The organism is Thalassococcus sp. BH17M4-6 (assembly GCF_049323015.1).
GTDB lineage: Bacteria > Pseudomonadota > Alphaproteobacteria > Rhodobacterales > Rhodobacteraceae > Puniceibacterium.
Genome location: NZ_JBMPGU010000008.1, coordinates 194763 through 217378, shown reverse-complemented (window position 1 = coordinate 217378; position 22616 = coordinate 194763). Strand labels below are relative to the sequence as shown.

At 62.8% G+C, this 22616-nt stretch carries 16 protein-coding genes, 1 tRNA gene and 1 pseudogene; 2 read left to right on the top strand and 16 right to left on the bottom strand.

Translation table 11 applies throughout. The annotated features are described in order from the left end of the window. The first annotated feature begins 56 nt into the window (after nt 1-56). A protein-coding gene (locus ACOXXX_RS13420; RefSeq protein WP_422824954.1) for an IS3 family transposase occupies nt 57-1183 on the top strand; the annotation gives its coding sequence in 2 pieces (ribosomal slippage) (nt 57-321 and nt 321-1183; 1128 coding nt in all). Between the two features lie 3 nt (nt 1184-1186). Here the strand turns inward: ACOXXX_RS13420 and ACOXXX_RS13415 are convergent. The 11 genes and pseudogenes from ACOXXX_RS13415 to ACOXXX_RS13365 form a co-directional block, all read right to left on the bottom strand. After that, nucleotides 1187-3712, bottom strand: a complete 2526-nt coding sequence (locus ACOXXX_RS13415; RefSeq protein ID WP_422827099.1) for a hypothetical protein — start codon at nt 3710-3712, stop codon at nt 1187-1189. A 650-nt stretch (nt 3713-4362) separates the two neighbouring features. Then, a tRNA-Ser gene (locus tag ACOXXX_RS13410) sits at nt 4363-4452 on the bottom strand. Nucleotides 4453-4581: 129 nt separating this feature from the next. After that, nucleotides 4582-5301 (bottom strand): alanyl-tRNA editing protein, encoded by a 720-nt coding sequence (locus ACOXXX_RS13405; RefSeq protein ID WP_422827098.1) that lies wholly within the window; start codon nt 5299-5301, stop codon nt 4582-4584. Further along, nucleotides 5298-7745, bottom strand: a complete 2448-nt coding sequence (locus ACOXXX_RS13400) for a DUF3772 domain-containing protein (RefSeq protein ID WP_422827097.1) — start codon at nt 7743-7745, stop codon at nt 5298-5300. Before ACOXXX_RS13400 ends, ACOXXX_RS13405 begins: the two co-directional genes overlap by 4 nt. Before the next feature lie 2 nt (nt 7746-7747). Beyond that, complete coding sequence (locus ACOXXX_RS13395) at nt 7748-8782, bottom strand: cysteine synthase A (RefSeq protein ID WP_422827096.1); 1035 nt, start codon at nt 8780-8782, stop codon at nt 7748-7750. 55 nt (nt 8783-8837) lie between these two features. Beyond that, nucleotides 8838-9959, bottom strand: coding sequence for an NUDIX domain-containing protein (locus ACOXXX_RS13390; protein ID WP_422827095.1), 1122 nt, complete (start codon nt 9957-9959; stop codon nt 8838-8840). Between the two features lie 5 nt (nt 9960-9964). After that, nucleotides 9965-10405: a TrgA family protein gene (locus ACOXXX_RS13385; protein WP_422827094.1), complete on the bottom strand. Its 441-nt coding sequence runs from the start codon at nt 10403-10405 to the stop codon at nt 9965-9967. Between the two features lie 3 nt (nt 10406-10408). Further along, a complete protein-coding gene (locus tag ACOXXX_RS13380; protein ID WP_422827093.1) occupies nt 10409-11695 on the bottom strand; it encodes a class I SAM-dependent methyltransferase in 1287 nt (428 codons plus the stop codon). 3 nt (nt 11696-11698) lie between these two features. Then, on the bottom strand, nt 11699-13120 hold the full coding sequence (locus tag ACOXXX_RS13375; protein ID WP_422827092.1) for a cryptochrome/photolyase family protein: 1422 nt from the start codon (nt 13118-13120) through the stop codon (nt 11699-11701). A 66-nt stretch (nt 13121-13186) separates the two neighbouring features. Then, entirely contained in the window at nt 13187-14386 is a 1200-nt protein-coding gene (locus ACOXXX_RS13370) for an aminotransferase class V-fold PLP-dependent enzyme (protein ID WP_422827091.1), read from the bottom strand. Nucleotides 14387-14669: 283 nt separating this feature from the next. Continuing rightward, a pseudogene (locus ACOXXX_RS13365) lies at nt 14670-16340 on the bottom strand (BCCT family transporter). 276 nt (nt 16341-16616) lie between these two features. Here ACOXXX_RS13365 and ACOXXX_RS13360 point away from each other — a divergent pair. Continuing rightward, entirely contained in the window at nt 16617-18239 is a 1623-nt protein-coding gene (locus tag ACOXXX_RS13360) for a BCCT family transporter (protein ID WP_422827110.1), read from the top strand. Nucleotides 18240-18316: 77 nt separating this feature from the next. Here ACOXXX_RS13360 and acuI read toward each other — a convergent pair whose 3' ends face one another. The 5 genes from acuI to ACOXXX_RS13335 form a co-directional block, all read right to left on the bottom strand. Next, a complete protein-coding gene (gene acuI, locus ACOXXX_RS13355) occupies nt 18317-19306 on the bottom strand; it encodes an acryloyl-CoA reductase (protein WP_422827090.1) in 990 nt (329 codons plus the stop codon). Between the two features lie 106 nt (nt 19307-19412). Continuing rightward, nucleotides 19413-20516, bottom strand: a complete 1104-nt coding sequence (locus tag ACOXXX_RS13350; RefSeq protein ID WP_422827089.1) for a dimethylsulfoniopropionate demethylase — start codon at nt 20514-20516, stop codon at nt 19413-19415. Nucleotides 20517-20592: 76 nt separating this feature from the next. Further along, nucleotides 20593-21108 carry a DinB family protein gene (locus tag ACOXXX_RS13345; protein WP_422827109.1) on the bottom strand — a complete coding sequence of 172 codons (516 nt, stop codon included), beginning with the start codon at nt 21106-21108 and terminating at the stop codon, nt 20593-20595. Further along, nucleotides 21108-21815: a DUF1326 domain-containing protein gene (locus tag ACOXXX_RS13340; RefSeq protein ID WP_422827088.1), complete on the bottom strand. Its 708-nt coding sequence runs from the start codon at nt 21813-21815 to the stop codon at nt 21108-21110. Before ACOXXX_RS13340 ends, ACOXXX_RS13345 begins: the two co-directional genes overlap by 1 nt. Nucleotide 21816: 1 nt before the next feature. Then, on the bottom strand, nt 21817-22605 hold the full coding sequence (locus tag ACOXXX_RS13335; RefSeq protein WP_422827087.1) for a DUF2182 domain-containing protein: 789 nt from the start codon (nt 22603-22605) through the stop codon (nt 21817-21819). Nucleotides 22606-22616: the final 11 nt, after the last annotated feature.

Below are 22616 nucleotides of genomic sequence, written 5' to 3'. Positions count from 1 at the left end.
TGGTCCTCCCCCACTGAAGTGGTCCTCCGCTATGTTTAGGAAAACGGAGGAAACACATGGCCAACAAGCGACCAAAGCCCGAGGAGATTGTCACGAAATTACGGCAAGTTGAGGTTCTGACGGGGCAAGGTCTGCCGCGACTGGATGCGATCCGGCAGATTGGCGTGACTGAACAGACCTACTACCGGTGGAAGAAGAAGTACGGTGGAATGGGCACAGACCAGTTGAAGGAATTGAAGCGGCTTCAGAAAGAGAACGAGCGGCTGCGCAAAGCTGTTTCCGATCTGACGTTGGACAAGCTGATCCTTGCAGAGGCCGCAAAGGGAAACTTCTAAGCCCCGCTCGTCGCCGTGCTTGCATTGATCGCGTTCGTGCCGAGCTGAATGTCTCGGAACGCCGCGCCTGCCGGGTACTGCGACAGCACCGATCCACACAGCGCAGGGTGCCAGTTGGCCGCCGGGATGAAGAACGATTGGTGGCCGACATGATCGAACTGACCCGGCAGTATGGCCGATACGGCTATCGTCGGATCGCTGCGCTGCTGAGAGACGCTGGCTGGCATGTGAACGATAAGCGGGTCGAAAGGCTGTGGCGACGAGAGGGGCTGAAAGTGCCAATGAAACAACCGAAGAAAGGGAGGCTCTGGCTCAATGACGGATCGTGTGTCCGGCTTCGGCCGGAACGGCGCGATCATGTCTGGAGCTATGACTTCGTGCATTGCCGCACCGAAGATGGAAAGGCGTTCCGCACGCTCAACATCATCGATGAATACAGCCGAGAATGTTTGGCCATCCGTGTGGATCGCAAGCTGAACTCGGGCAAGGTCATCGACACCTTGAGCGACCTGTTCATCCTGCGCGGCATCCCGTCGTTCATTCGGTCTGACAATGGCCCGGAGTTCGTTGCTCAGGCCGTGCGGGACTGGATCGAGGCTGTCGGAGCAAAGACCGCTTACATCGAACCCGGGTCGCCTTGGGAGAACGGATATTGTGAAGGCTTCAATGCCCGGTTCCGGGATGAGTTCTTGAACGGCGAAATCTTCTACAGCCTACGCGAGGCGCAAATATTGATCGAAGAATGGAGGAAGCACTACAACACGAAACGCCCACATAGTGCTCTGGGCTACCGCCCGCCAGCGCCAGAAGCCATCGTTCAGATGGACCAAAGGCCAGTCATGCACTAACAATCAGATCGGACCACTCAACTGGGGCTGATCATAAGGGTCGCTGCGCTCGCTTGAAACTTCGTAAGTCGCGACTTCAACTGCCACCGCCTCCGGCAAGCGGCTCCTAATCCTTGTTGAAAGTCGCACACGTGCATTCTGGCCATCTGCACCGCAGACAATGTATAATTTGTCTGGGCGGACCCTTGCTGCAAACGCCGCGAGTTTCACGATTTCTGACTCTTTTAGATTTTTGGAAGTTGTCGCTTCAACCGCGACTGTTTCGCCATCCACCACCGCGAGAAGGTCGATCTCACAGTCATTGGGACCATCTTCTCGATGTCCGTCGAACCAGATCAATGTAGATGGTAAGAAATAGAATGAAGCTTTCGCGCGCTCTGCAAGCTGCCACAGTGCCCATATTGCTGGTTCGGTTCCATGGTCGCTATAAGCCTCGACAAAGAAGCCGCTTGCCTTGAACTGCCACCCTCCCGAAACAGGCGGAAGTTCTTTATTTTGGCAAACATTGCACGTCATCAAGCTGGACAAGTCATCAATTGAGACCCAATTCTTGTTGAAGCAATTATGACATTGCCATTCGTGACCCTGAAACAGGATTTTTCGCTCGCAGAGGTACTGGATTGACGCATCCAACTCACCTGCTGAAAGATACTCCTCTATTAGGCCTTCTTTCACATGCGGGTTCTCTTCAATGAATTTCTTGACCAGGTCGCTATAGCGCGAAGCTAGCTTGTCATACCGCACAAAGCGTTCCGGACGTCGTATCTGAGAGGCAATCCTCAACGCTTCCTTTGCAACTTTTTGCCGGTCATCTTGGCTATTCACTTCCCATTCTTCATTGGCTGCACGCAATCGCTTGGCCATGATTTTTTGAAATCTGGCTTCCAGCTCATCATCCAAGTGCGAGGGGTCAGCACCTAACCTTCGGAGCCCTTCTCGCCAAAAACCATGCATCAGTGTTTGAAACGCATCAGGCAAATTGCCAAAATGCTGTAGGGTGCCAAGCAGATATCGGCCCTTGTCGGAATACTTTGCATCCATAACCTTTGGAGGAGGTGGCTTCTGAAGGGCAACTTTGTTCCCTCGTGTCCGAAGGAAACGGTTCCTTTGAAAGTCCAGCAGTGCGCCGAAGAAGGCATTATCATCGTTCGGGACTGTTAATGACGCTTGTCGGACTGCTAGTTCTATCGAAGCACTCAAACGCCCAGACCTCGTTGGCCTCTGACAGTATCTCTGATGAATACGAGAAGATGAACTCTCCCGGTTGATGGAAAAAAATGGGTCAATACGAAGCCTGCGAGGCATGATCCACTCGTGGACAACATTCGAGAACTTGCAGTGATCGATCTCCCGCTCAATCAACAAATCTACCATCCACTGACCTTCACGGACGCTGGGCGGCAAATAGTTTTCAGACAAGTGCCAAGGCGTCGCGAGCGGGAGGTCCGAGCGACCATTTTCTAGTTCACTTCTCTGCTGACCCTTTGGTTCCCGCGAGATGGCCGCCGAGCCAGTTGTGAAGTAAGTCCGCTCTTCCCAAAACTCGGGAATTGCCCAGTCAGCATCTGAGATTGCTTCGGTTGCAAAGCGTTGCCACGTCTTGCCTTCTGGCTTGATGCGCTCAGCAATGTCAGCGAGTTCATCCTCTGTCAGCGAAGTTGATCTGACAGTAGCAACAGGCGCGTCCTGTTCACCTTGGATTCCACGGCGGTCCAAGAAACGCCCAACTAGTTTCAAGAATTCGGTGTCTTTTGCTTGCGCGACTGACATGCGAATGGATGATGTACCGGTTAGCGCATTCCGAGGAAATCGGTTGTGGCCATTCCAAAACACTAAACGATCCGCAACTTCATCCCCGACGATGACGTTGACACCAGTTCGCTTTAAAGAATTCTTCGGTTCAAGATAGTGACAAAACATCTCTGACAATTGGCAGGGTGGTAGAACCGCTCCAGGTTCTGCAAGAGCCTGCAAAAAGGCGCGAGGGTCACTTTCATATTTGGCGTGCTCGCTCTTGCCGTACTGGCGGTTTGCAAGTGATTTCGCTGAGATCAACGTCAAACACTTAAATAACTCCGGGGCTGAGTCAGCGAGTTGACCGTTGCCAAAGCTGGTTGAAAGAAATCCAAAATTTTCACGGACAAACATGTCATCGGATCCATCCCAGAACTTGTCAAAGCTCAAAATGTCTTGCGGTTTATCGCCGAAACCCCAGCGCCGACTAGCGAACATTGGCAACACAGAAAGACAAGACAATCCTTGGAGTGGAAGCTCAATGTCATATCGGCGCTCGCCTTCAGGGTCGCGATACCTGTCCTCATGATGGTGAAGGATTCCGGGAGCCAACTCTTCGTCTAGCAAGCCGATAGCGTCGTCAGTCAGATTGGCAAAACTATAAATTAAGTCAGCATCGAATGCATTCAGCCACGACGCATAAGCAGGATCAACCCCATCCGGGGATGCAGAGATAATCGGAGTGCGTCGACCAGACCAACGACTGAAACTCTCGGCAATGATCTTGTCGATCAATAGGTCTTCGCACGTAGCCAAATCTACGAGGTATGCTACGCGCAGAGGCCTTGCCGTACCTTCAATCTTCCGATGCGCGGGCTTCTCCCACATAGCCGAATCCTAAACCAAGGTCCTCTTTGCTGACGGCGAAGACAGCGCCATCAAACTGCATTTCGTTGGCCCCGTTTTATGCGTTTCAAAGATGCTCTACCCGCTACTCGATAGACCACATTGTATCTGCCGTCGTCCAGTTCTTGTTTGCAGGGCACCGATGCTGTGAACGACCGCTTCCGGCCAGAGTAATTCTGCATTTCGCACCCGCAGCTAATGACCGGAATCCGCCCTTGGTGTCGAATGCTGCGCTGCCGCGATCTCACCAGCCTACTGGCCGACAGCGGGTCAAGAATTCCGATTTCAGTTCCATGTGACCAAACGAGACTGGCATTGAAGACATTTTTCACTCTCCAGAAAACCGCATAAGAACCAACGCCTTACAGACTATTCACCAAATCCGCGCAGTCATCAGGTCCGGAGAATATCGGCCCGGAGAGACCGTTTCCGGGGCTCCTGGCGCAGGTGCCAGTGCTCAGCCCCTCCCGCACAACCCTCGAAAACAACGGAAAAATCCGGCCGTAGCCGGATCGGGAGAACGCTTTCGCAAGGGTAAGTGGCGGAGCGACAGGGATTCGAACCCTGGAGACGGTCTCCCGCCTACACACTTTCCAGGCGTGCGCCTTCGACCACTCGGCCACCGCTCCGTCGGGCGGTGTCTATCCAATCTAGCGCACTACTTGCAAGCACGGTTTTCACAAAAAGCCCGCGGCCTTGCGCGTTTGACGACTGCGCACGCCGGAACGACGCTCGCCGGGCCTTTCCAGCGGCCAGGATCAGCGATCCAGAAGCAGGTTCACGCGGCGGTTCTGCCTGCCCTTGTTTTCGATCTTGCCGAGGCGCAACTGGCCGATTTCTGCGGTGCGCGCGACATGCGTGCCGCCGCAGGGCTGCAGGTCGACCTGGCCGCGGCCCTGCCCGATCCGCACCAGACGGATGGTGCCCGCGCCGCGCGGGGGCTGCACCGACAGGGTCTTGACCAGGCCGGGGTTGGCCACAAGCTCGGCCTCGGTGATCCAGTCCTCGGTCACGGCAAGGTCGCGGTCGACCAGGGCATTGAGCGCCGCCTCGATTCCGTCGCGGTCCTCGGGCGGATCGGGCATCTGGAAATCGAGCCGCCCCTTGCCGGCCGAGATCTGACCGCCGGTGACCGGCAGCGGGATCACAACAGACAGCAGGTGCAGCGCCGTGTGAACGCGCATTTGCCGGTGCCGCCGGTCCCAGTCGAGCCGCTGGGTGATCCGGGTGCCCACCGCAGGCAGGGCCGCGGGTTCCGCCGGGACCAGCGCCAACGCCTCATCCCCGGCCTTGACGCAGGTGGCGATGGCCACCGGTCCCTGCCCCCAGTCGATCCAGCCGCTGTCGCCGGGCTGGCCGCCGCCGGTCGCGTAAAACACCGTCTGGTCGCAAACGATGCCGCCTTCGGGGGTGATGCCCGTAACCTGCGCCTCGCAGTCGCGCAGGTAGGGGTCGTCGCGGAAAAGCGGGGCGGTCACCGGTCGCCATCCGGCCCGTCGGGCGCGTCCGGGGGGTCGGACTGCATGCCGGCGGTACGTTCATCCGTGTTGCCGCTGCCCGATCCCGACGAGGCCGCCGACCGGGCCAACGGCCGATCCTCGGGTGCCGTGCCGCTGCGCAGCGCCTCGGGATTGCGCAACCAGATGTCGCGCTGCGCAAACGGAATCTCGATCCCCTCTTCGGCGAAGCGCTTGGCGATCTCGTGATGCATCTCGTTCTGCACGACCAGAATATTGAGCACATCGGACAGGATGGCGCGGATTTCGAAATCCAGAGAATCCGCGCCGAAGCCCTTGAAATAGATGAAGGGTTCGGGGTTCATCATCACCAGCGGATGTTCGCGGGCGATACTGGTCAGGATGCTTTCCACCTTGCGGGTGTCCGTGCCGTAGGCCACCCCCACCGACACGATCACGCGGCCCAGCGTGTTGCCGCGGGTGTAGTTGGTGACGGTGCCCGACACCAGATCGGCATTGGGCACGATGACGTCGGTGCGGTCGAAGGTTTCGATCCGTGTCGAGCGGACCGAGATATCCTTGACCGTGCCCATGTTGCCGTTGACCTCGATCCAGTCACCTTCGCCGATCGGTCGTTCAATGAGCAGGATGATGCCCGAGACGAAGTTCGACACCACGTTCTGCAGGCCAAAGCCGATACCCAGCGACAGGGCGCCCGCGATGTACCCCAGCGCGGTCAGATCGATGCCCGCCGCGGTGATCGCCACCAGCGCGGCGATAAAGATACCCACATAACCGATGCCCGACAGCAGCGCGTTCTGCCCGCCGATGTCGATGCGCGTGCGCGGCAGGACCGAGGACCGCAAACCGCCCTGCAAGAGCTTGGTCAGCCCGTATCCCACGGCAAAGACCAGCAGGAAGGTCAGGAAATCGGTCGGGGAAATACGTGTCTCGCCGATCAGGAAGCCTTCGCGGAAGCGGGCCCAGATCTCGGTCATGTCGGCCACGCGCGCGCCCCAGATCAGCGCCAGCAGCGGCAGCGAGGCCACCGCCAGCGCAAAACCCGCGAGCACCGGAACCAGAGAATCGCCGTCCGAGGCGGGGCGCCCGGTGAACAGCTCGAACAGGTCGTTGGCAAAGCGCTGCAGCACGATCAGCAGCGCCGCCAGCGCCAGCGTGGCGATCATCGGGAAGACCAGGTATTCGCCGGCCCGCGCATAGCCCACCGCCGACAGCACCGGCCCGATGCAGCCTGCGGCCATCGCCAAAAGGCCCAGGTACCGCGCCAGACCCAGCCGGAAGCCCGGACCGTCGAAGCCGGTGCCATCGGATTCGGAGGTTTCCGCCTGCCGCAGGATCTGCCCCAGCCGGAACAGCATCAGCGCGCAGATCACGACGATCGGGAATTGCAGCACCGCCACCGTCGACGGCGAATAATCGTCGAACTCGGTCAGCGACATGCGGATGCCGCGCAACACCAGAAGGCCCGCCAGCACGTTGGCATAGAACCGCCCCTCGACGCGGTGCTTGGCGCTGAGCTGCAGGGTGCCGGACGGGGCATCGCCCTTCTGAAACACCTGTTCGGCCAGCCAGCGGATGACCAGCAGCACCGCCGCCCAGACCGGCAGACGGTCGAGCAGCAGTTCGCCTCGCGCCCCGATCATCCCGGTCGCGGACAACGCCGCCGACAGGGTGAAGATGCCAGCAAGCGGCACGAGGATCTGCCCGAATGAAGCCAGAAAGCTCCAGACGCCGGTGCCGGGCCGGGTGCGGCGGCGCAGGCTTTGCACAAGCCGCGTCACCCATTCGCGCCCGCGCATCAGCAGGACGACCGACAGCACCAGCAGGCCGATGACCACCGGCAGCGCCTGGCGCAGGTCGGTCTGGCGCACCGGCGACATCCAGGCCTCGTGCAGTTCCGACCAGAGCGTCGTGACCGACGACGACAGGTCCCGCAGCGCGCCGGGATAGAGCGTCGGATTGATCGGCGCGGGCCCCAGTTCGAAAAGCTGGTTGGCCTGCCGGGTGCGGATGGTGTTATCGATCTCGCCGATCAGCCCGTCGGCGCGGGTATAGGCCTCTTCCGCGGCCAGCACCGGCGCGCGCAGGGTGGCAAGCTGCTCTTGCAGCTGTGCCCGGCGGTCGGCGATTTCTGGCACTTCCTCGCCGTTTTCGGGCGGGTCGCCAAGCGCGTCGAGCTGCGATTGCAGCGTCTGGATGCGCTGACTGTTGGCGCCCTGCGCCTCAAGGAATTGTTCGCGGAAGGCGACGATTTCGCTGCGCAAATCCTCGAGCGCGGTATCAGACGCCTGCCCTTCGCTGATCGACTGTTCGGCACGTTCCGCAACGTTCTCCCAGACGTTGTAATCCGGCGTGCGCTCCGTATCCGGCCCGCGCTGCGCCTCTGCCGCGCCGGTGGCAAGGCACAGGATCAGGGCGGCGATGGACAGCAGCCAGCGCAACACGATTACACGTCCTCGAACACGCCGGGGATGCTGGCGGGGGCGCCATGCAGCCAGTTCGGCACCGGCAGGCCCTTGGCCTCAAGGAACTCGGGATTGAAGAGCTTGGACTGATAGCGCGTGCCGTAATCGCACAGGATGGTGACGATGGTATGGCCGGGCCCCAGTTCGCGCGCCATCCTCATCGCGCCCGCGACGTTGATGCCGCTCGACCCGCCAAGGCACAGCCCCTCTTCGCTGAGCAGGTCAAAGACGATGGGCAGCGCCTCTTCATCCGTGACCTGGCAAAGGTAGTCGGGCTTGAACCCTTCGAGGTTGGCGGTGATCCGCCCCTGCCCGATGCCTTCGGTGATCGACCCGCCGGTCGCGTTGGCGGCACCTTCGGTATAGAGCGTGTAGATCCCCGACCCCATCGGATCGGCAATACCGCATTTGACCCCCTTGGGCTGCAACGCCGCGCCCACACCTGCCGCTGTGCCGCCCGACCCCACGGCGCAGATAAAGCCGTCGACCTTGCCGTCGGTCTGCTCCCAGATCTCGGGGCCCGTCGTTTCGATATGGGCCTGACGGTTGGCGACGTTGTCGAACTGGTTGGCCCAGATCACGCCCTTGTTCGAATTGCGGCCCATCTCCTCGGCCAGGCGGCCGGAATACCGGACATAATTGTTGGGGTTCTTGTAGGGGGCTGCCGGCACTTCGACCAGTTCGGCCCCCGCCAGGCGGATCATGTCCTTCTTTTCCTGGCTTTGCGTTTCCGGGATCACGATCACGGTGCGAAAGCCCATCGAGGCACCCACAAGCGCAAGGCCAATACCGGTGTTGCCGGCGGTGCCTTCGACAATCGTGCCGCCGGGCTTCAGCAGGCCTTTTTCCACCGCGTCCTTGATGATGAAAAGCGCCGCGCGGTCCTTGACCGACTGGCCGGGGTTCATGAACTCGGCCTTGCCGAGGATCTCGCAACCGGTGGCGTCGGACGCCTTGTTGAGGCGGATCAGCGGTGTGTTCCCGACGGCGCTGGCCAGATCAGACGCGATACGCATGGCGCGTTCCCCTTCCCAAGTGTTTGTGTCGGTTTAGGCGGGCGGCGGGCGGAACTCAAGCCGCCGCGCGCAGCCCTGCACGGTGCTGCGCCAGCCACAGCATCATCATCACCAGCGGTCCGGCATTGATCTCGCCTGTCGTGATCAGCTCCATCGCCCTGTCGAAGGGGATCACGTGGCTGCGGATATCCTCGTTCTCGCTGTCGAGCCCGCCCAGACCGGTGCGGTAGTCCGCAAGACTGCAAAGCCCCAGAAAGCAATGAAAGAACTCGCTGGTATAGCCCGGGGAGGCATAGACCCGCGCCATCGGGCGCAGATCGCCCAAGGTCAGCCCCGCCTCCTCCCCGGCTTCGCGGCGGGCGCAATCGGCGGGGTCTTCGCCCGCGTCGACCAGCCCGGCAATCGGTTCCAGCACCCAAGGCGCAGGATCCCCGCGCCCGATCGGGCCGTATCGCAGCTGTTCGATCAACAGCACCTCGTCGCGCTGCGGGTCGTAGGGCAGCACCAGCGCGGCGTCGAAGGCGATGAACATCTCGCGCGACACTGGATGGCTGCGGCCGCCGTCAAAGCGGCGGTGCTGGAGGTCGACGGCGCGGATGCGGAAAAACCCGTCATACCCTTTGCGGTGGCGCAGGATCTCGACATCGTCCAGCGTCATCCGGCTGCGCAGGGTCTGCGGCGCCGGTGTCGCGGCAAGCTGGCGCGCCCAGCCCCGGGCGCGGAAGAACGGCATCAGCGGCCGCACCTCTTCGGGCGGGGCGATGCCGTAGCGGGCCATCGCCTCTTCCGCGGCTGACAGCGTCACGGCGGCCCATTTTTCCTGCCAGTCCGTCAGCGACCAGGGCGCGCCGGGCTGCCAGAGCCCCGGCTGCGGGAAATAGACCTGCGCCGGGGCCGCGCCCTCGTCGGTCTGCACCGTCACAGCGCGCAGATCGTAGCCGAACCCGCCTTCGTAGAAATCGAGCCGGGCCAGATCGTCGTCCCCCAGCCCACGCACCAACAGCCCACGGGCCGCCTGCCCCGGAGCGTTCTGGATCATCGGAAAGGCGTTATCTGCCACCCAGCGGCTTTCATGATCGGGCAGCGTTGCGGGCAGGCATTTCACCCGGTCGTGCCCCAGCACTTGATGCAGAAGCGGCAGATGGCACAGCGTGCCGTAAAAGAACAGATCGGGCACGTGCGTCACCGATAGTTGCGCGCGGCGAATTCCGTGACCAGCCCGGTAACGATCGCGCCGACGAACAGCGTCAACACGATGGGCGCCGTCAGCATGATGCTGCCGTATTCGATGCCCAGCTCAAAGATCGCGGCGAACGCCTCAACCGGCCCGTCAAAGCGGTGTTTCATCGCCAGGCGCGTCATCTCGTTGATCGCCTGCACGCCCAGACCGATCAGGACCATCGCCACCATGCCGGTGAAGCCGTTCGAGATGGCGGCCGCCGTGCCACGCCCGGCGCGGCTGCCGACGATCACCCAGCCACACACCAGGCCGATAAAAGCGTTGACGTAGGAAAAGATGCCAAAGTTCGTCGACGGCGGCATCACCTGCTTGATCATGCCCGACACCACGAAGCCCAGGATTGCCAGACAGATGGCGGCAAACAGGCGTGCGGCTGTGGGCATGGGTCAACTCGGCCTTGTGATCGTGATCTGTGTCACATCACAGTTACCGCTGTGAAAGGTCGCCGCACAAGAGGTCAGATAAAAATTCCACATCCGGCGGAACCGGTCGTCAAAGCCCAGACGCGCGACTTCGTCCCACCTGTCGTTGAAAGTTTCGTGCCAGCGGCGCAGCGTCTCGCTGTAGCTTTTGCCGAATTCCACCGATCGCGCGACCTTGAGCCCGGCCTTGCCGATCTCTTCGCGCAGGACCACCGGACTGGGCAGCATGCCGCCCGGAAAGATGTATTTCTGGATGAAATCCGGGCCGCGCTTGTAGACCTTCCAGCGCCGGTGCTGGACGGTGATGATCTGCAGCGTTGCGTTGGCCCCGGGCTTCAGCCGCTCGCGCACGGTGTCGAAATAGATCGGCCAGTATTTCTCGCCCACCGCCTCGAACATCTCGATACTGGCGATGCCGTCGTAGGTGCCGCGCTCGTCGCGGTAATCCTGGAGCTTGAAGGTCACGCGGTCAGAAAGCCCAGCCTTTTCAATCCGCTCCACGGCGTAGTTGTACTGTTCGCGGCTGATGGTCAGCCCGGTCACGCGCAGCCCACGCTCCTTGGCGGCATATTCGGCAAAGCCCCCCCAGCCGCAGCCGATTTCCAGCACGTGATCGCCCGGCTTGGCACCCATCTGGTCTACCATGCTGGCATATTTCGCGATCTGCGCGGCCTCTGTGCTTTCCTTGCCGGTCTCAAACAGGGCGCTGGAATAGGTCATCGTGTCATCCAGCCACAACTTGTAGAATTCGTTGCCCAGATCGTAGTGGTAGCTGATGTTCTTTTTCGCCTGACGTTTGGAATTGCCCTGCCACCAGAAGCGCAGCCGCTCGAACGCCCGCACCAGCCCCATGCCGGGAAAGCCGTCGTACATGTCGTCGTTATCGGCATGCACGAGGTCCATGAAGGCCATGAGGTCCGGCGTGCTCCACCACCCGTCCAAGTAGGCGTCGCAAAAGCCCAGATCGCCTTCTCGGATAAGCCGGGCGAAAATGTCGGGGTTGTGGATGTCCAGTTCGGCCACCGGACCCGGGTTGCGCCCCTCGGCGCGAAAGCGGCGGCCGTCGGGAAGCGTGAAATCCAGCCGACCCTTGTTCATGCCCTTGGCCATCTCGAAAACGCGGGCAAAATAGCGCGGCAGCCCTGTCTGACCGCTCGCATCGGTCAGCACGGCCCCGTCGGCCCGCCTTTCATCCGTACCGGAAAATCGGTCGCCGGGGGTGCCCGGCGGGCAGGTGTTCACGAATGTCATAGGTTAGAAGTCCCTGTTTTCATATGCTGCCAGCGCGCGTTCGCGCCCCTCGTCCGCCGCGACCACCGGTTCGGGATAGGGGTCGTCCGGCGCCATGTTCCAGCTTTTTGGTATGGCTTCGAAGTAACGGGCCGCGTCACCGGAAAGTTTCGCGCCCGGTTCGCCCAGCCAGCGGTGGACGTAGGCGCGGTCCTTGTCGAACCTGTCAAGCTGGGTCACCGGGTTGAACACGCGGAAATAGGGTGTGGCGTCCGGGCCGGAACCTGCGGACCATTGCCAGCCCATCGCGTTCGATGCCGGATCCCAGTCGATCAGGCAATCCTCGAACCAGCGCATGCCGATCTTCCAGTGACACATCAGGTGCTTGGTCAGATAGCTTGCCACGATCATCCGCCCCCGGTTGTGCATGCGGCCGGTGACGTAAAGCTCGCGCATGGCGGCATCGACAAAGCGGATGCCGGTGCGCCCCTGTTTCCAGGCCTTGACCTCGGCCTTGCGCTCATCCTCGTTCCAGGGGAAGGCATCCCAATCCTCGCGCCAGTTGTCAGACAGGATACGCGGGGTGTGCCACATCAGATGATACGCGAATTCGCGCCACACCAGTTCCTTGAGAAAGGTTTCAGCCCCGGCTTTGCCTTCCTCGCGGGCGCGCAGACCTGCGTGCCAGCATTGCTGCGGGCTGATTTCGCCCAAGGCCAGGTTTTCCGACAGGTTCGATGTGCCGTCGACCGCGGGCAGATCGCGGGTGGTGTCGTAATCGGCCACCTTGGATCCCATGAAGGCCCCCAGCCGCGCCTGCGCCGCCCCTTCGCCCAACTGCACGAAAGGGCGCACCACGTCGGCGCCGCGCTGCATCGCAGCCCCCAGCGCCCAGTCGTCCAGCGCCTCGCTTTCGGGCCAGCTGTCGGGGGCGGCGATCTCGGACGGCGCCGATTTCGGGGCCGCCACGTCGCGCGACTTCACCATGTTCCAGAAGGGCGTGTAGACCTTGTAAAAGCCGCCCGCCTTGGTTTCGACCGTCCAGGGTTCGAACATCAGGTGCCCGGCAAAGCTTTGCGCCGCAACATCCTGATCCTTCAAAGTTTCCTTGATCTTGGTATCACGGTCCACGCTGTCGGGATCATAGGCGCGCATCCAGTAGACGGCGCTTGCACCGGTGTCCTTGATCACCGCTTGCAACACCTCCAGCGCGTCGCCCGAGCGCAGGATCAGCCGCGATCCCTTGTCCTTCAGCGCCTGGGCGAAATAGTCCAGCCCCAGCCCCAGACGCCATTTCGGCGCGGCGCCGAGCGCGTCGACCAGACCGTCGCGTACAAAGACCGGCACGACCGGACGGCCGGTCGAGACCGCGGCATCCAGCGCCGCGTGATCGCTCAACCGCAGGTCGCGCCTGATCCACAGGATGATCGGAGAAGTATCTGCCAAGGTATCGCCCGTTTTATTCCGTCAAACCGGCAACATAGCGCGCAGCGCGCAAGGTCAAACCTGACCTCACAGCACCGCGTCCAACGCGGTGATCAGGCGGGCGACCTCATCCTCGGTCGTGTAGTGCACAAAGCTCATCCGCAGCACCCCCTTATCGTGGTCCACGCCCAAGGCCTTGAGCGCGCGCACGGCATAGAAATCCCCGCCCCCCGCCATGATGCCATGGCTGGCCAGTTCCGCCGCCACCGGCTCGGCCGGACGGCCCAGATCGACCGCGACCGTTGGCGCGCGGTCCTCGGCGCGGGCGGGGCCCAGAAGGCGCAGGGTGTTGCGATCGCTCAGCGCATCCAACAGGGGCTGCAACAGCCGCACCTCCTGCGCGCGCATCAGGTCGTGCACGCCGTCCGGGGCCACGCCGTGATGCGCCGCCAGCGCCTCGATGTAATCGGCGATGCCCGCGCAGGCCGCGACCTGCGCGTGATCCGGCCCCGCCGGGGTGAACCGCTTGTAAAGCGCGTCGGCGTTGAAGAAATGCGCCTGGTTCGGCAACGCCTCGGCCAGGGCGCGGCGGATGACCATCAGACCCTGGTGCGGCCCGTAGGTCTTGTAGGCCGAAAAGAGGTATATGTCGGCCCCCAGGCTGCCTACGTCCGGCAGGCCGTGCGGCGCATAGCTGACCCCGTCGACGCAGACGAAGGCCCCCGCCGCATGGGCGCGGGCGGTGATCTCGACCACCGGATTGATCTCGCCCACCACGTTCGAGCAATGCGGAAAACAGACCAGCCGCACGGATTCGTCCAGCAGATCCTCCAGCGTATCGGGATTGAGATGCCCGGTGTCCGGATCCATCCGCCATTCGCGGATCTCGATCCCGTCCTCGGCCAGCCGCCGCCAGGGGCCGGAATTGGCCTCGTGATCCTGGTTGGTGACGATGATCGCCTCTCCGGGCTGCATGAATTTGCGAAAGGCTTGCGCCAGCACGTAGGTGTTCTGCGTGGTCGAGGGGCCAAAGGACAGCTCTTCCGGCTCGACCCCCAGAAGGGCCGAAAGGCGGGTGCGGGCCTCGTCCATCTCGGCCCCCGCCAGTTCCGACGCCGGATAAGGCGCGTAGGGCTGCACCTTGCGTTCGCGGTAAAAGCGGGTCAGCCGGTCCACCACCTGCCCGCAGGCATAGGACCCGCCGGCATTCTCGAAAAACGCCTGATCGCGGAGCGCCTCCACCCCGAAAGCCGGAAATTGCGCCCTGACAAAATCGATATCCAGCATAATCTGCCCCCTCATAACCCCGGGCCAACAAAGCGGTGATTGCGCAAAGGGTCAAGCTGGGCGCGACGTTCCCCCTTGTCGGCACGAGCCTACCCCGCTCAGCCGGTCGGACACGTTGGCGTGTCCGTTTCCGAGAGCGGACGGTTAATTTCATCGCCCCGCACGGAATCAAGGCCGCTTGCGACCGCCGCACCGGCCCCACGGGGCGGCGCTGGCAAGACCTGGACAGAAAAGGCCCCGACATTTACTTGTCGGGGCCTTTCCAAATCTCATGTCCTGCGGATCACTCCGCCGCGGCGATGCCTTCTTCGGTCGTCGGAATGCCCTGCGCCTGGCGGCGTCCGTCATTCCAGATCGCCTTGATCAGCGAAATGCCCATCAGCACCATCACCAGGCTGAACGGCAGTGCGCCAATCACCATCGCGGTCTGGATCGCGCCCAGACCGCCCGCGATGATCAGGCCACCCACGACCAGCGCCAGCGCCGCCCCCCAGAACAGAATATGCGGGCGGGCCTTGGGGCCTTCGTCGCCGGCGGCGTTGATCGTGTTGATGATCAGCACGGCCGAGTCCGCGGACGTCACCAGATAGGTCAGCAGCAGGATCACAACGATCACCGACATGATCCAGGCCAGGCTGTCGCTCAGCATCACCGCGAACATCGCGAAAAGCTGATCCTCCTGCCCCGCGCCCTGAATGGCCCCATCGGCCACGCCCGAAAGCTCCAGGTCGATGGCGGTGCCGCCCACCAGGGCGAACCAGACAAAGCACATGACCGCGGGCACGATCATCGCACCGAGCACGTATTCGCGGATCGTCCGCCCCTTTGAAATCCGCGCAAGGAACACGCCGACGAAGGGGGCAAAGGCAATCCACCACGCCCAGTAGAAGATCGTCCAGCCGCCCTGCCATCCGGCCAGCGCGTCACCGACCTCGGTCCCGTCGGCGTTCCAGACGGTGAAGATGTTGCCGGGAATCGACAGCAGGTAATCCCAGATCCCCAGGAACAGCGCCTGCAGACCAAAGAGCGTCGAGCCGAAGATGATGAAGAAGGCCAGCACGAAAAAGCTCAGCCCCATGTTGATGTTGGACAGCCATTTGATGCCCTTGCCCACACCCGACAGCGCCGACAGGGTCGAGGCGCCCATGATCACCACCAGCGCCACGATGATCGCCAGGGTCGAAGAGCTTTGCTCGCCCGCATCATTCAGGGAATAAAGCCAGTCGCCCATGCCGATGCGGCTCAGCCCCGCGATGAACTGTTCGACGCCGAAGCCCAGCGTCTGCGCCACGCCAAGAACCGTCGCCACCACCGCGACCACGTCGACCACATGGCCCAGCGGACCCGACAGGGTCTTGCCGAAGAGCGGCGCCAGGGCCGACCGGATGGTCAGCGGCAGGCCCCGCCGGTACGAAAAATAGCCCAGTGCCAAACCGACGATGGCATAGGAGGCCCAGGCCGCCAGCCCCCAGTGGGTGAAGGATCAGATATAGGCATCACGCACGTTCCCGGCGGTGCTGCCTTCGGTCAGCCCCTGGATCGTCGCGGGGTTCTTGGCGAAATGATACATCGGCTCGGCGGTGGCGAAGGTCAGCATGCCGATGCCGATGCCCGCGCCGAACATCATCGAAAACCAAGAGAAATTGCCGAACTCCGGCTCGTCGCTGGGCTGGCCGAGCTTCAGCCGTCCGGCCGTGGGCCAAATCGCCAGCGCGAAACACAGAATGACGAAAAACGCCATCACGTAGACATACCAGGCGCCAAAGCCCGCGAGGATGATGCTGTTGAGCGCCCCCAGCATCGACGCCGCATTGTCCGGAAAGGCGATGGCCCAGAGGATGAGCGCGCCCACGGCGATCTTGGCCGTGATCGTCACGTCCTTGGTGAATCCTCGATAAAAGCCGGAGTCTGCCGTCTTGATCGGCAACTCCGTCAGCGGTGGTTTGATTGTCATCTTGTCCCCTCCCTGCCCGCGTTTGCGGAGCAGCCCGCATTGCGGGCGATTTTTGTTTAGGCGCAAACCCTTGCAGAAGTCGTTTTCAAAAGCAATTGCTACGTCTGTGAGCATGCAGCGGTCCGGGGGTGGCCATTCACTGCCCAAAGCGGCATGCTTAGGCGATCCAAGGCAGGCCCCGGGGGGCTGCCGATCCGCGTGAAGCCGATCCCGAACGGGGGGCCGCAGGCTTCTGAAAACAACAACACGGAGGACAGTGACTTGTCAGATCAATCCATGCCCGAAGGCGTTCCGACGCCGGACGGAGACGTCAACCTGATCGACACCGATTACGACATCGGTCAGGACAACATCGATGGTCAGGTCGGCCCGTTCGGCTTTGACATCCACAACCCGGTCTTCCTGATCTCGGGGCTGAGCGTGGTGGCCTTCGTGGCCTATGCGCTGCTGTTCCAGGAACAGGCGACCAACATGTTCGGCGCGCTTCGGCCCTGGCTGACCAGCACTTTCGACTGGTTTTTCCTGATTTCGGCCAACATCTTCGTGATCTTCTGCCTGTTCCTGATCGTCAGCCCCTGGGGTTCGGTCCGGCTGGGCGGCACCGAGGCCACGCCGGATTACACCTACACCGGCTGGTTCGCGATGCTCTTTGCCGCCGGCATGGGCATCGGCCTGATGTTCTTCGGCGTGCTCGAACCGGTCTATCACATGGCGATTTCCTCGCCGCTTGGGGTGCCCTCACCCTTTACCGAGGATGGCACACTGATCCCCGAAAACGTCGATGCGTCGCGCAGCATCGGCCTTGCGGGCACGATCTTCCATTGGGGTCTGCACCCCTGGGCGATCTACGCGGTGGTGGCGCTGGCGCTGGCGCTGTTTACCTATAACAAGGGTCTGCCGCTCACGATCCGCTCGGCCTTCTATCCGATCTTCGGGGACCGCGTCTGGGGCTGGACCGGCCATATCATCGACACCCTGGCGGTCTTTGCGACGCTCTTTGGCCTCGCCACCTCGCTCGGCTTCGGCGCGCAGCAGGCGGTTGCGGGTCTGGAGTTCGTGTACGGCGTGCCCAACACCGTCACCAGCCAGGTCGTGCTGATCTGCGCGATCACCGCCGTGGCGCTGGTATCGGTGCTGCGCGGGCTGGACGGCGGCGTCAAGGTCCTGTCCGAGGTCAACATGGTCGTGGCCGCCCTGCTGCTGCTCTTCGTGCTTCTGGCAGGCCCAACGCTGCTGATCCTCACCGGTTTCGGCGAAGGGCTCGTGGCCTATGCCAAGGACCTTATTCCGCTGTCGAACCCGTTCGGCCGTGAAGACGACAGCTACCGTCAGGGCTGGACCGCCTTCTACTGGGCCTGGTGGATCAGCTGGTCACCCTTCGTCGGCATGTTCATCGCCCGCGTCAGCCGTGGCCGCACGGTGCGCGAATTCGTCACCTGTGTGATCCTGATCCCCAGCCTCGTCTGCGTGCTCTGGATGGCCGTCTTCGGCGGCACGGCGATCGAACAGGTGCTGACCAACTCGGCCAGCCAGGTGAAAGCCTACGTGATCGACAGCTACAGCCCCGAGCTTTCGCTCTTCGGGATGCTGGCCGACCTGCCGCTGGCCTCGATCACCTCGACCATCGCCATCGTGCTGGTCATCGTGTTCTTCGTGACCTCGTCCGACTCGGGCTCGCTGGTCATCGACACGATCACCGCAGGCGGCAAGATCGACGCGCCGGCACCGCAGCGGGTGTTCTGGTGCGTGTTCGAAGGTCTGGTGGCCATCGTGCTGCTGATCGGCGGCGGTTTGTCATCGCTGCAGGCGATGGTGATCTCGACCGGCCTTCCGTTCACGCTGGTGCTGCTGCTGATGTGCTGGGCCATCCTCAAGGGGCTGATGAGCGAGAAGCGCTGAGGCCCGGCCTTTAAGAAAAAAGGAACGCCCCGCCGGTCATCGGCGGGGCGTCTTGCATTTGGGGGCTCAAGCCCGGGTCAGCCGTTCACGTCGACGACCACGCGGCCCTTCACCTGACCTTTCAGGATGTCCGCACCAAGCTTCGGCAGATCGTCCAGCGTCGCGGGCTGCACCATCGCTTCGAGCTTGTCCATCGGCAGATCGCTGGCGATCCGGGTCCAGGCGCGCAGACGGTTGTCATAGGGCTGCATGACCGAATCGATGCCCAGCAGGTTCACACCGCGCAGCAGGAACGGCACCACAGTCGCAGGCAAGCCCGCGCCACCGGCAAGACCGACCGCCGCAACCGAGGCGCCGTATTTCATCTGCCCCAGCACGCGCGCCAGCATGGCGCCGCCCACCGCATCGACGCAACCCGCCCAGCTTTCGCTTTCCAGCGGGCGCTTCACGGTCTCGTTGATGTCTTCGCGCGGCACGATCTTGGTCGCGCCCAGGCCCTTGAGGTAATCCGCCGTTTCGGGCCGTCCGGTGACACCGGCCACGTCATAGCCGAGGTTGGACAGGATCGCGGTCGCCACGGACCCGACACCGCCCGCGGCCCCGGTGACCAGCACCTCGCCCTTGTCCGGCGACAGCCCGTGATCCTCAAGCGCCATGACCGCCAGCATCGCGGTGAACCCGGCGGTCCCGACCGCCATCGCCTGCCGCGTATCCAGCCCGTCGGGCAGCGGCACCAGCCAGTCTGCCTTGACCCGCGCCTTTTGCGCATAGCCGCCCCAGTGCGCCTCGCCCACGCGCCAGCCGGTCAGCACCACCTTGTCGCCAGGCTTGTAGCGGTCGTCCGAGCTTTCCTCGACCGTCCCGGCAAAGTCGATGCCCGGCACATGCGGATAATTCCGCACCAAGCCACCGCCCGGCCCGATGCACAGGCCGTCCTTGTAATTCACCGTGGAATACTCCACCGCCACCGTGACCTCGCCCTCTGGCAGATCGTCGAGGTTGATCTCCTTGACCGAGGCCGAGGTCTTGCCCTCATCGTTCTTCTCTACAACCAATGCCTTGAACATCGCGCATTCCTTTCAATCCGCAGGGCCAGCCCCCTGCTTCGTCATTCCAAAATCACCCGGGCACAAGAGGGGCTGGCCCCCCGCGCCCGCTGAACTCGAACCTCTCTCAGGCCCAGAACCCGTCGCGCACCACCGCGGGCCGATCGCCGTCGGGGCAGCGCACCAGCAGTTCGGTGCCCGCATCCCAGTGCGTCATCCGCACCATGCCGATTGCGACGTTGGTGTCGTGATCCGGCGACCACGCGGCGCTCGACACATTGCCCACCTGCCTGGCTCCGGCCATCACCGGCCAAAGCCTGTCGCAGCCCGGCACGCGCTCGCCACCGATATCCAACGCACAGATCTGCCGCACGGGTCCTTCCTTTGCCACCCGCAGCAGCGCATCGCGCCCGACGCAGCCGATTGCGGTTGCGGTGTTGCAGAACCGGCCCAGCCCGCATTCATGCGGGGTGTTGTCGCGGGTCATGTCGTTGCCATAGGACAAAAGCCCGCCCTCGATCCGCTCGATCAGGTTGGGACAGCCCGCATGCACGTCCATGCTCTGCCCCGCCTCCATCAGCGCGTTCCAAAGCGGCATGCCGATATCGCCGCCCTCGACGTAGATCTCGAACCCGCCCTGCTTGGAATAGCCCGACCGCGCCACGACCAGATCGCGCCCCTCGAACTGGAAGACACCGAACCGGAAGAACCGGATCTTGCGCACCGCGTCGCCAAAGACCGCCGCCATCAGATCCTCGGCCTTTGGGCCCTGCACGGCCAGCGGCGACACGTCCGGCTCGTCCACCAGAACATCCAGGCGAAAGCCGTAGACGATGCCCTTGACCCAGTGCAGCAGGTCCGAATCCGCAATCGAAATCCACCAGCGGTCCTCGGTCAGCTTCACCGCCACCGGATCGTTGAGCATGCCGCCGGTCTCGTCCACGATGGGCACGTAATAGCACTGCCCCGGCAGCATGCCGCGCAGATCGCGCGGCGTCAGCATCTGCATCAGGCGGCCCGCATCGGGCCCGCGCAGTTCCACCTGCCGCTCGCAGGCGACATCCCAAACTTGCACCGCCTCCTTGAGATGGCGGTAGTCCTCCTCGACCGAACGGAACATCGTCGGCAGCAGCATGTGGTTGTAGACCGTGTAGGCCTTGACGCCCGCCGCCTCGACGCCGTCGGAAAACGGCGTCCTGCGCAAACGCCGCGAAGGTGCAATCAATGCCATTCCGTCCTCCCTGGAATGAAAAATCGCCCTGCGGGATGGCGGGTGGGGCGTCGCGGCACGCGCGCGTCACCGGCCATCACAGCCAGGGCCCGTCGTCAGGCATGAAGGGCAGATCGCTCACCGGCGCATCGGCCCCCGCCTGCGTCAGCATCGCGTGGATCTGGCCGCGATGGTGGGTCTGGTGGTTGAAAAGATGCATCACACACAGTCCCATCGATTTGCTGATCTCCACCTTCTTCACCGCCGAATACCAGGTCAGCGGCCCGGTCAGGTCCACCGCCTTCAGACCTTCGGCCCAGAGCAGGATGCGCGCATCGGCCCGGAACCGCTTGACCGCCCAGTCGGCGGCCGACGGGCAAAGTGCGGCGGATTTTGTGATCCCGCCCTCGGGCGCCGCGCCGCCGTCCAGCCGGTGCATCCACATGAGATCGCCCCAAAGCAGATGGTTCGCCGTCCCCAGAAGCGACCCGAAAAAGGCCTTCCGGTTCTTGGTCAGCGTCGCCTCCGAAAGCCGCTCGAACGCCGCCTTCACCTGACGGTTTTGCCAGGCATTGTACCGCGCCATCGCAACACAATACTCCGGCGTGATCATCACGGCTTGGGGCCCTTCCAGTCGATCGGGCAGATCTCGGCGGATTTGCCGCCGAAATCCCAGATCCGGCCGAAATCCCTGACCTTGGACTTGAGTCCCCGCGCCGCGATGATATCCGGCCCCATCCAGTATTTGGAATTCGAGATCATCACCGGATGATCGGGGCTCGCGCCCTCGATCATCTCGATCTCCCCCTGGATCTTGCGCCCGATGTAAAGCCCGCGTTTCCTGCCGTCGCGCACGATCTCGACCTTCTCGCGCTCGGCCCCGACGATGTCGCTGACCAGCATGGTGAACAGCCCCGTCGTGCCGCCGGCCGCCCCCGAAAAGATCTGCAGGATGCCGTTATAGGCCTTGCCGCTGGCGCGTTCGTCCACATAGGCCGCGACCTTCCAGCCGCCCTCGGCCATGCGGCCCGGGATGTCGACCATCAGCCCGACGTTCAGCCCCGACAGATCCTCGCCCTCGTAATGCCCCTCGTCGATGGCGATGGCCATCCAGGCGTGGCAATGCCCTTCGGTGGGGGGATGCGCCCCCAGGCTGACCACGCAGGGACAGAAAAGCTCGCACGAACAGTTCAGGAACAGCTCGCCCTTGATGGCCCATTCCGTCGGCACCATCTTGCGCCGCTTGGGGTTGGCCATGCGCTGGTCGATCCGCTGACTGATCGGCAGCTTGTCCGATTCCGACACCCGTTTCACCGCCATCTCATCCTCCCGCAATCAGGGGCCAGCCTGCCACCGCGACACCCGCCGCGATCAGCACAAAGCCCATCGGTTTCATCACCCGCCACCCGATGTCAGGCAGCTTTTCCAGCACCATGAAAAGCGTGGCGAGGCCCATCCACGCAAGGTTCATCACCCCACCGACAAAGCCAAGCGCCATGAAGCCCCAGCAGCAGACCGCGCAGAACGCGCCCAAGGCCAGCCCCATGCGCAGCCCGCCCACCGCGCCCTCACGCCAATGCCCGAGGAAATAGACCGTGGGCGCATGGCAGACGCCGTGGCAGACCTGCTTGATCCGGGTGAACTGGAACGCGCCCACCACGATCAAGAGCCCGCCCTGAAACAGCGCCGAGGTGCCGATGCCCAGCATGTCCACCACGCCTGCGAACAAAAGCGCCTGCTGCGCCGCCGCGATCAGCGCCGCAAACCCGACCCACACCGCGAAATACCCCGCCAGCACGCCCAGCCAGCCCGCCCGCGTCGCCCCGGCGCTGACAATGAGGTCGTCATAGGCGCGCAAGGTCGGCACCAGCGTCGGCAGCATCATCGCCGCCATCATGATCGCCCACATGGTGAACAGCGGCCCGAACTCGGCCATCGGCATCTTCATGTCCATGCGCGGATCCATGCCCCGCATCGCCTCGCCCATGGCATCGGGGCGACCCAGAAGGTCCAGCCCCATGTCCATCGCCATCATGTACAGGAACACCCAGGCCAGCAAGATGGCGGCAAAGAACGCCAGCCAGGCTCCGCTGCGAATGATCCCCTGCATCTGTCCTCCCG

Bases quoted from the DNA above. Each gene is read 5' to 3' on its own strand.
- ACOXXX_RS13340 (WP_422827088.1), bottom strand. From the start codon at position 21,815: ATGGCGGTGAAACGGGTGTCGGAATCGGACAAGCTGCCGATCAGTCAG.
- ACOXXX_RS13385 (WP_422827094.1), bottom strand. From the start codon at position 10,405: ATGCCCACAGCCGCACGCCTGTTTGCCGCCATCTGTCTGGCAATCCTG.
- ACOXXX_RS13360 (WP_422827110.1), top strand. From the start codon at position 16,617: ATGCCCGAAGGCGTTCCGACGCCGGACGGAGACGTCAACCTGATCGAC.
- ACOXXX_RS13370 (WP_422827091.1), bottom strand. From the start codon at position 14,386: ATGCTGGATATCGATTTTGTCAGGGCGCAATTTCCGGCTTTCGGGGTG.
- ACOXXX_RS13335 (WP_422827087.1), bottom strand. From the start codon at position 22,605: ATGCAGGGGATCATTCGCAGCGGAGCCTGGCTGGCGTTCTTTGCCGCC.
- ACOXXX_RS13380 (WP_422827093.1), bottom strand. From the start codon at position 11,695: ATGACATTCGTGAACACCTGCCCGCCGGGCACCCCCGGCGACCGATTT.
- ACOXXX_RS13345 (WP_422827109.1), bottom strand. From the start codon at position 21,108: ATGATCACGCCGGAGTATTGTGTTGCGATGGCGCGGTACAATGCCTGG.
- ACOXXX_RS13395 (WP_422827096.1), bottom strand. From the start codon at position 8,782: ATGCGTATCGCGTCTGATCTGGCCAGCGCCGTCGGGAACACACCGCTG.
- ACOXXX_RS13350 (WP_422827089.1), bottom strand. From the start codon at position 20,516: ATGGCATTGATTGCACCTTCGCGGCGTTTGCGCAGGACGCCGTTTTCC.
- acuI (WP_422827090.1), bottom strand. From the start codon at position 19,306: ATGTTCAAGGCATTGGTTGTAGAGAAGAACGATGAGGGCAAGACCTCG.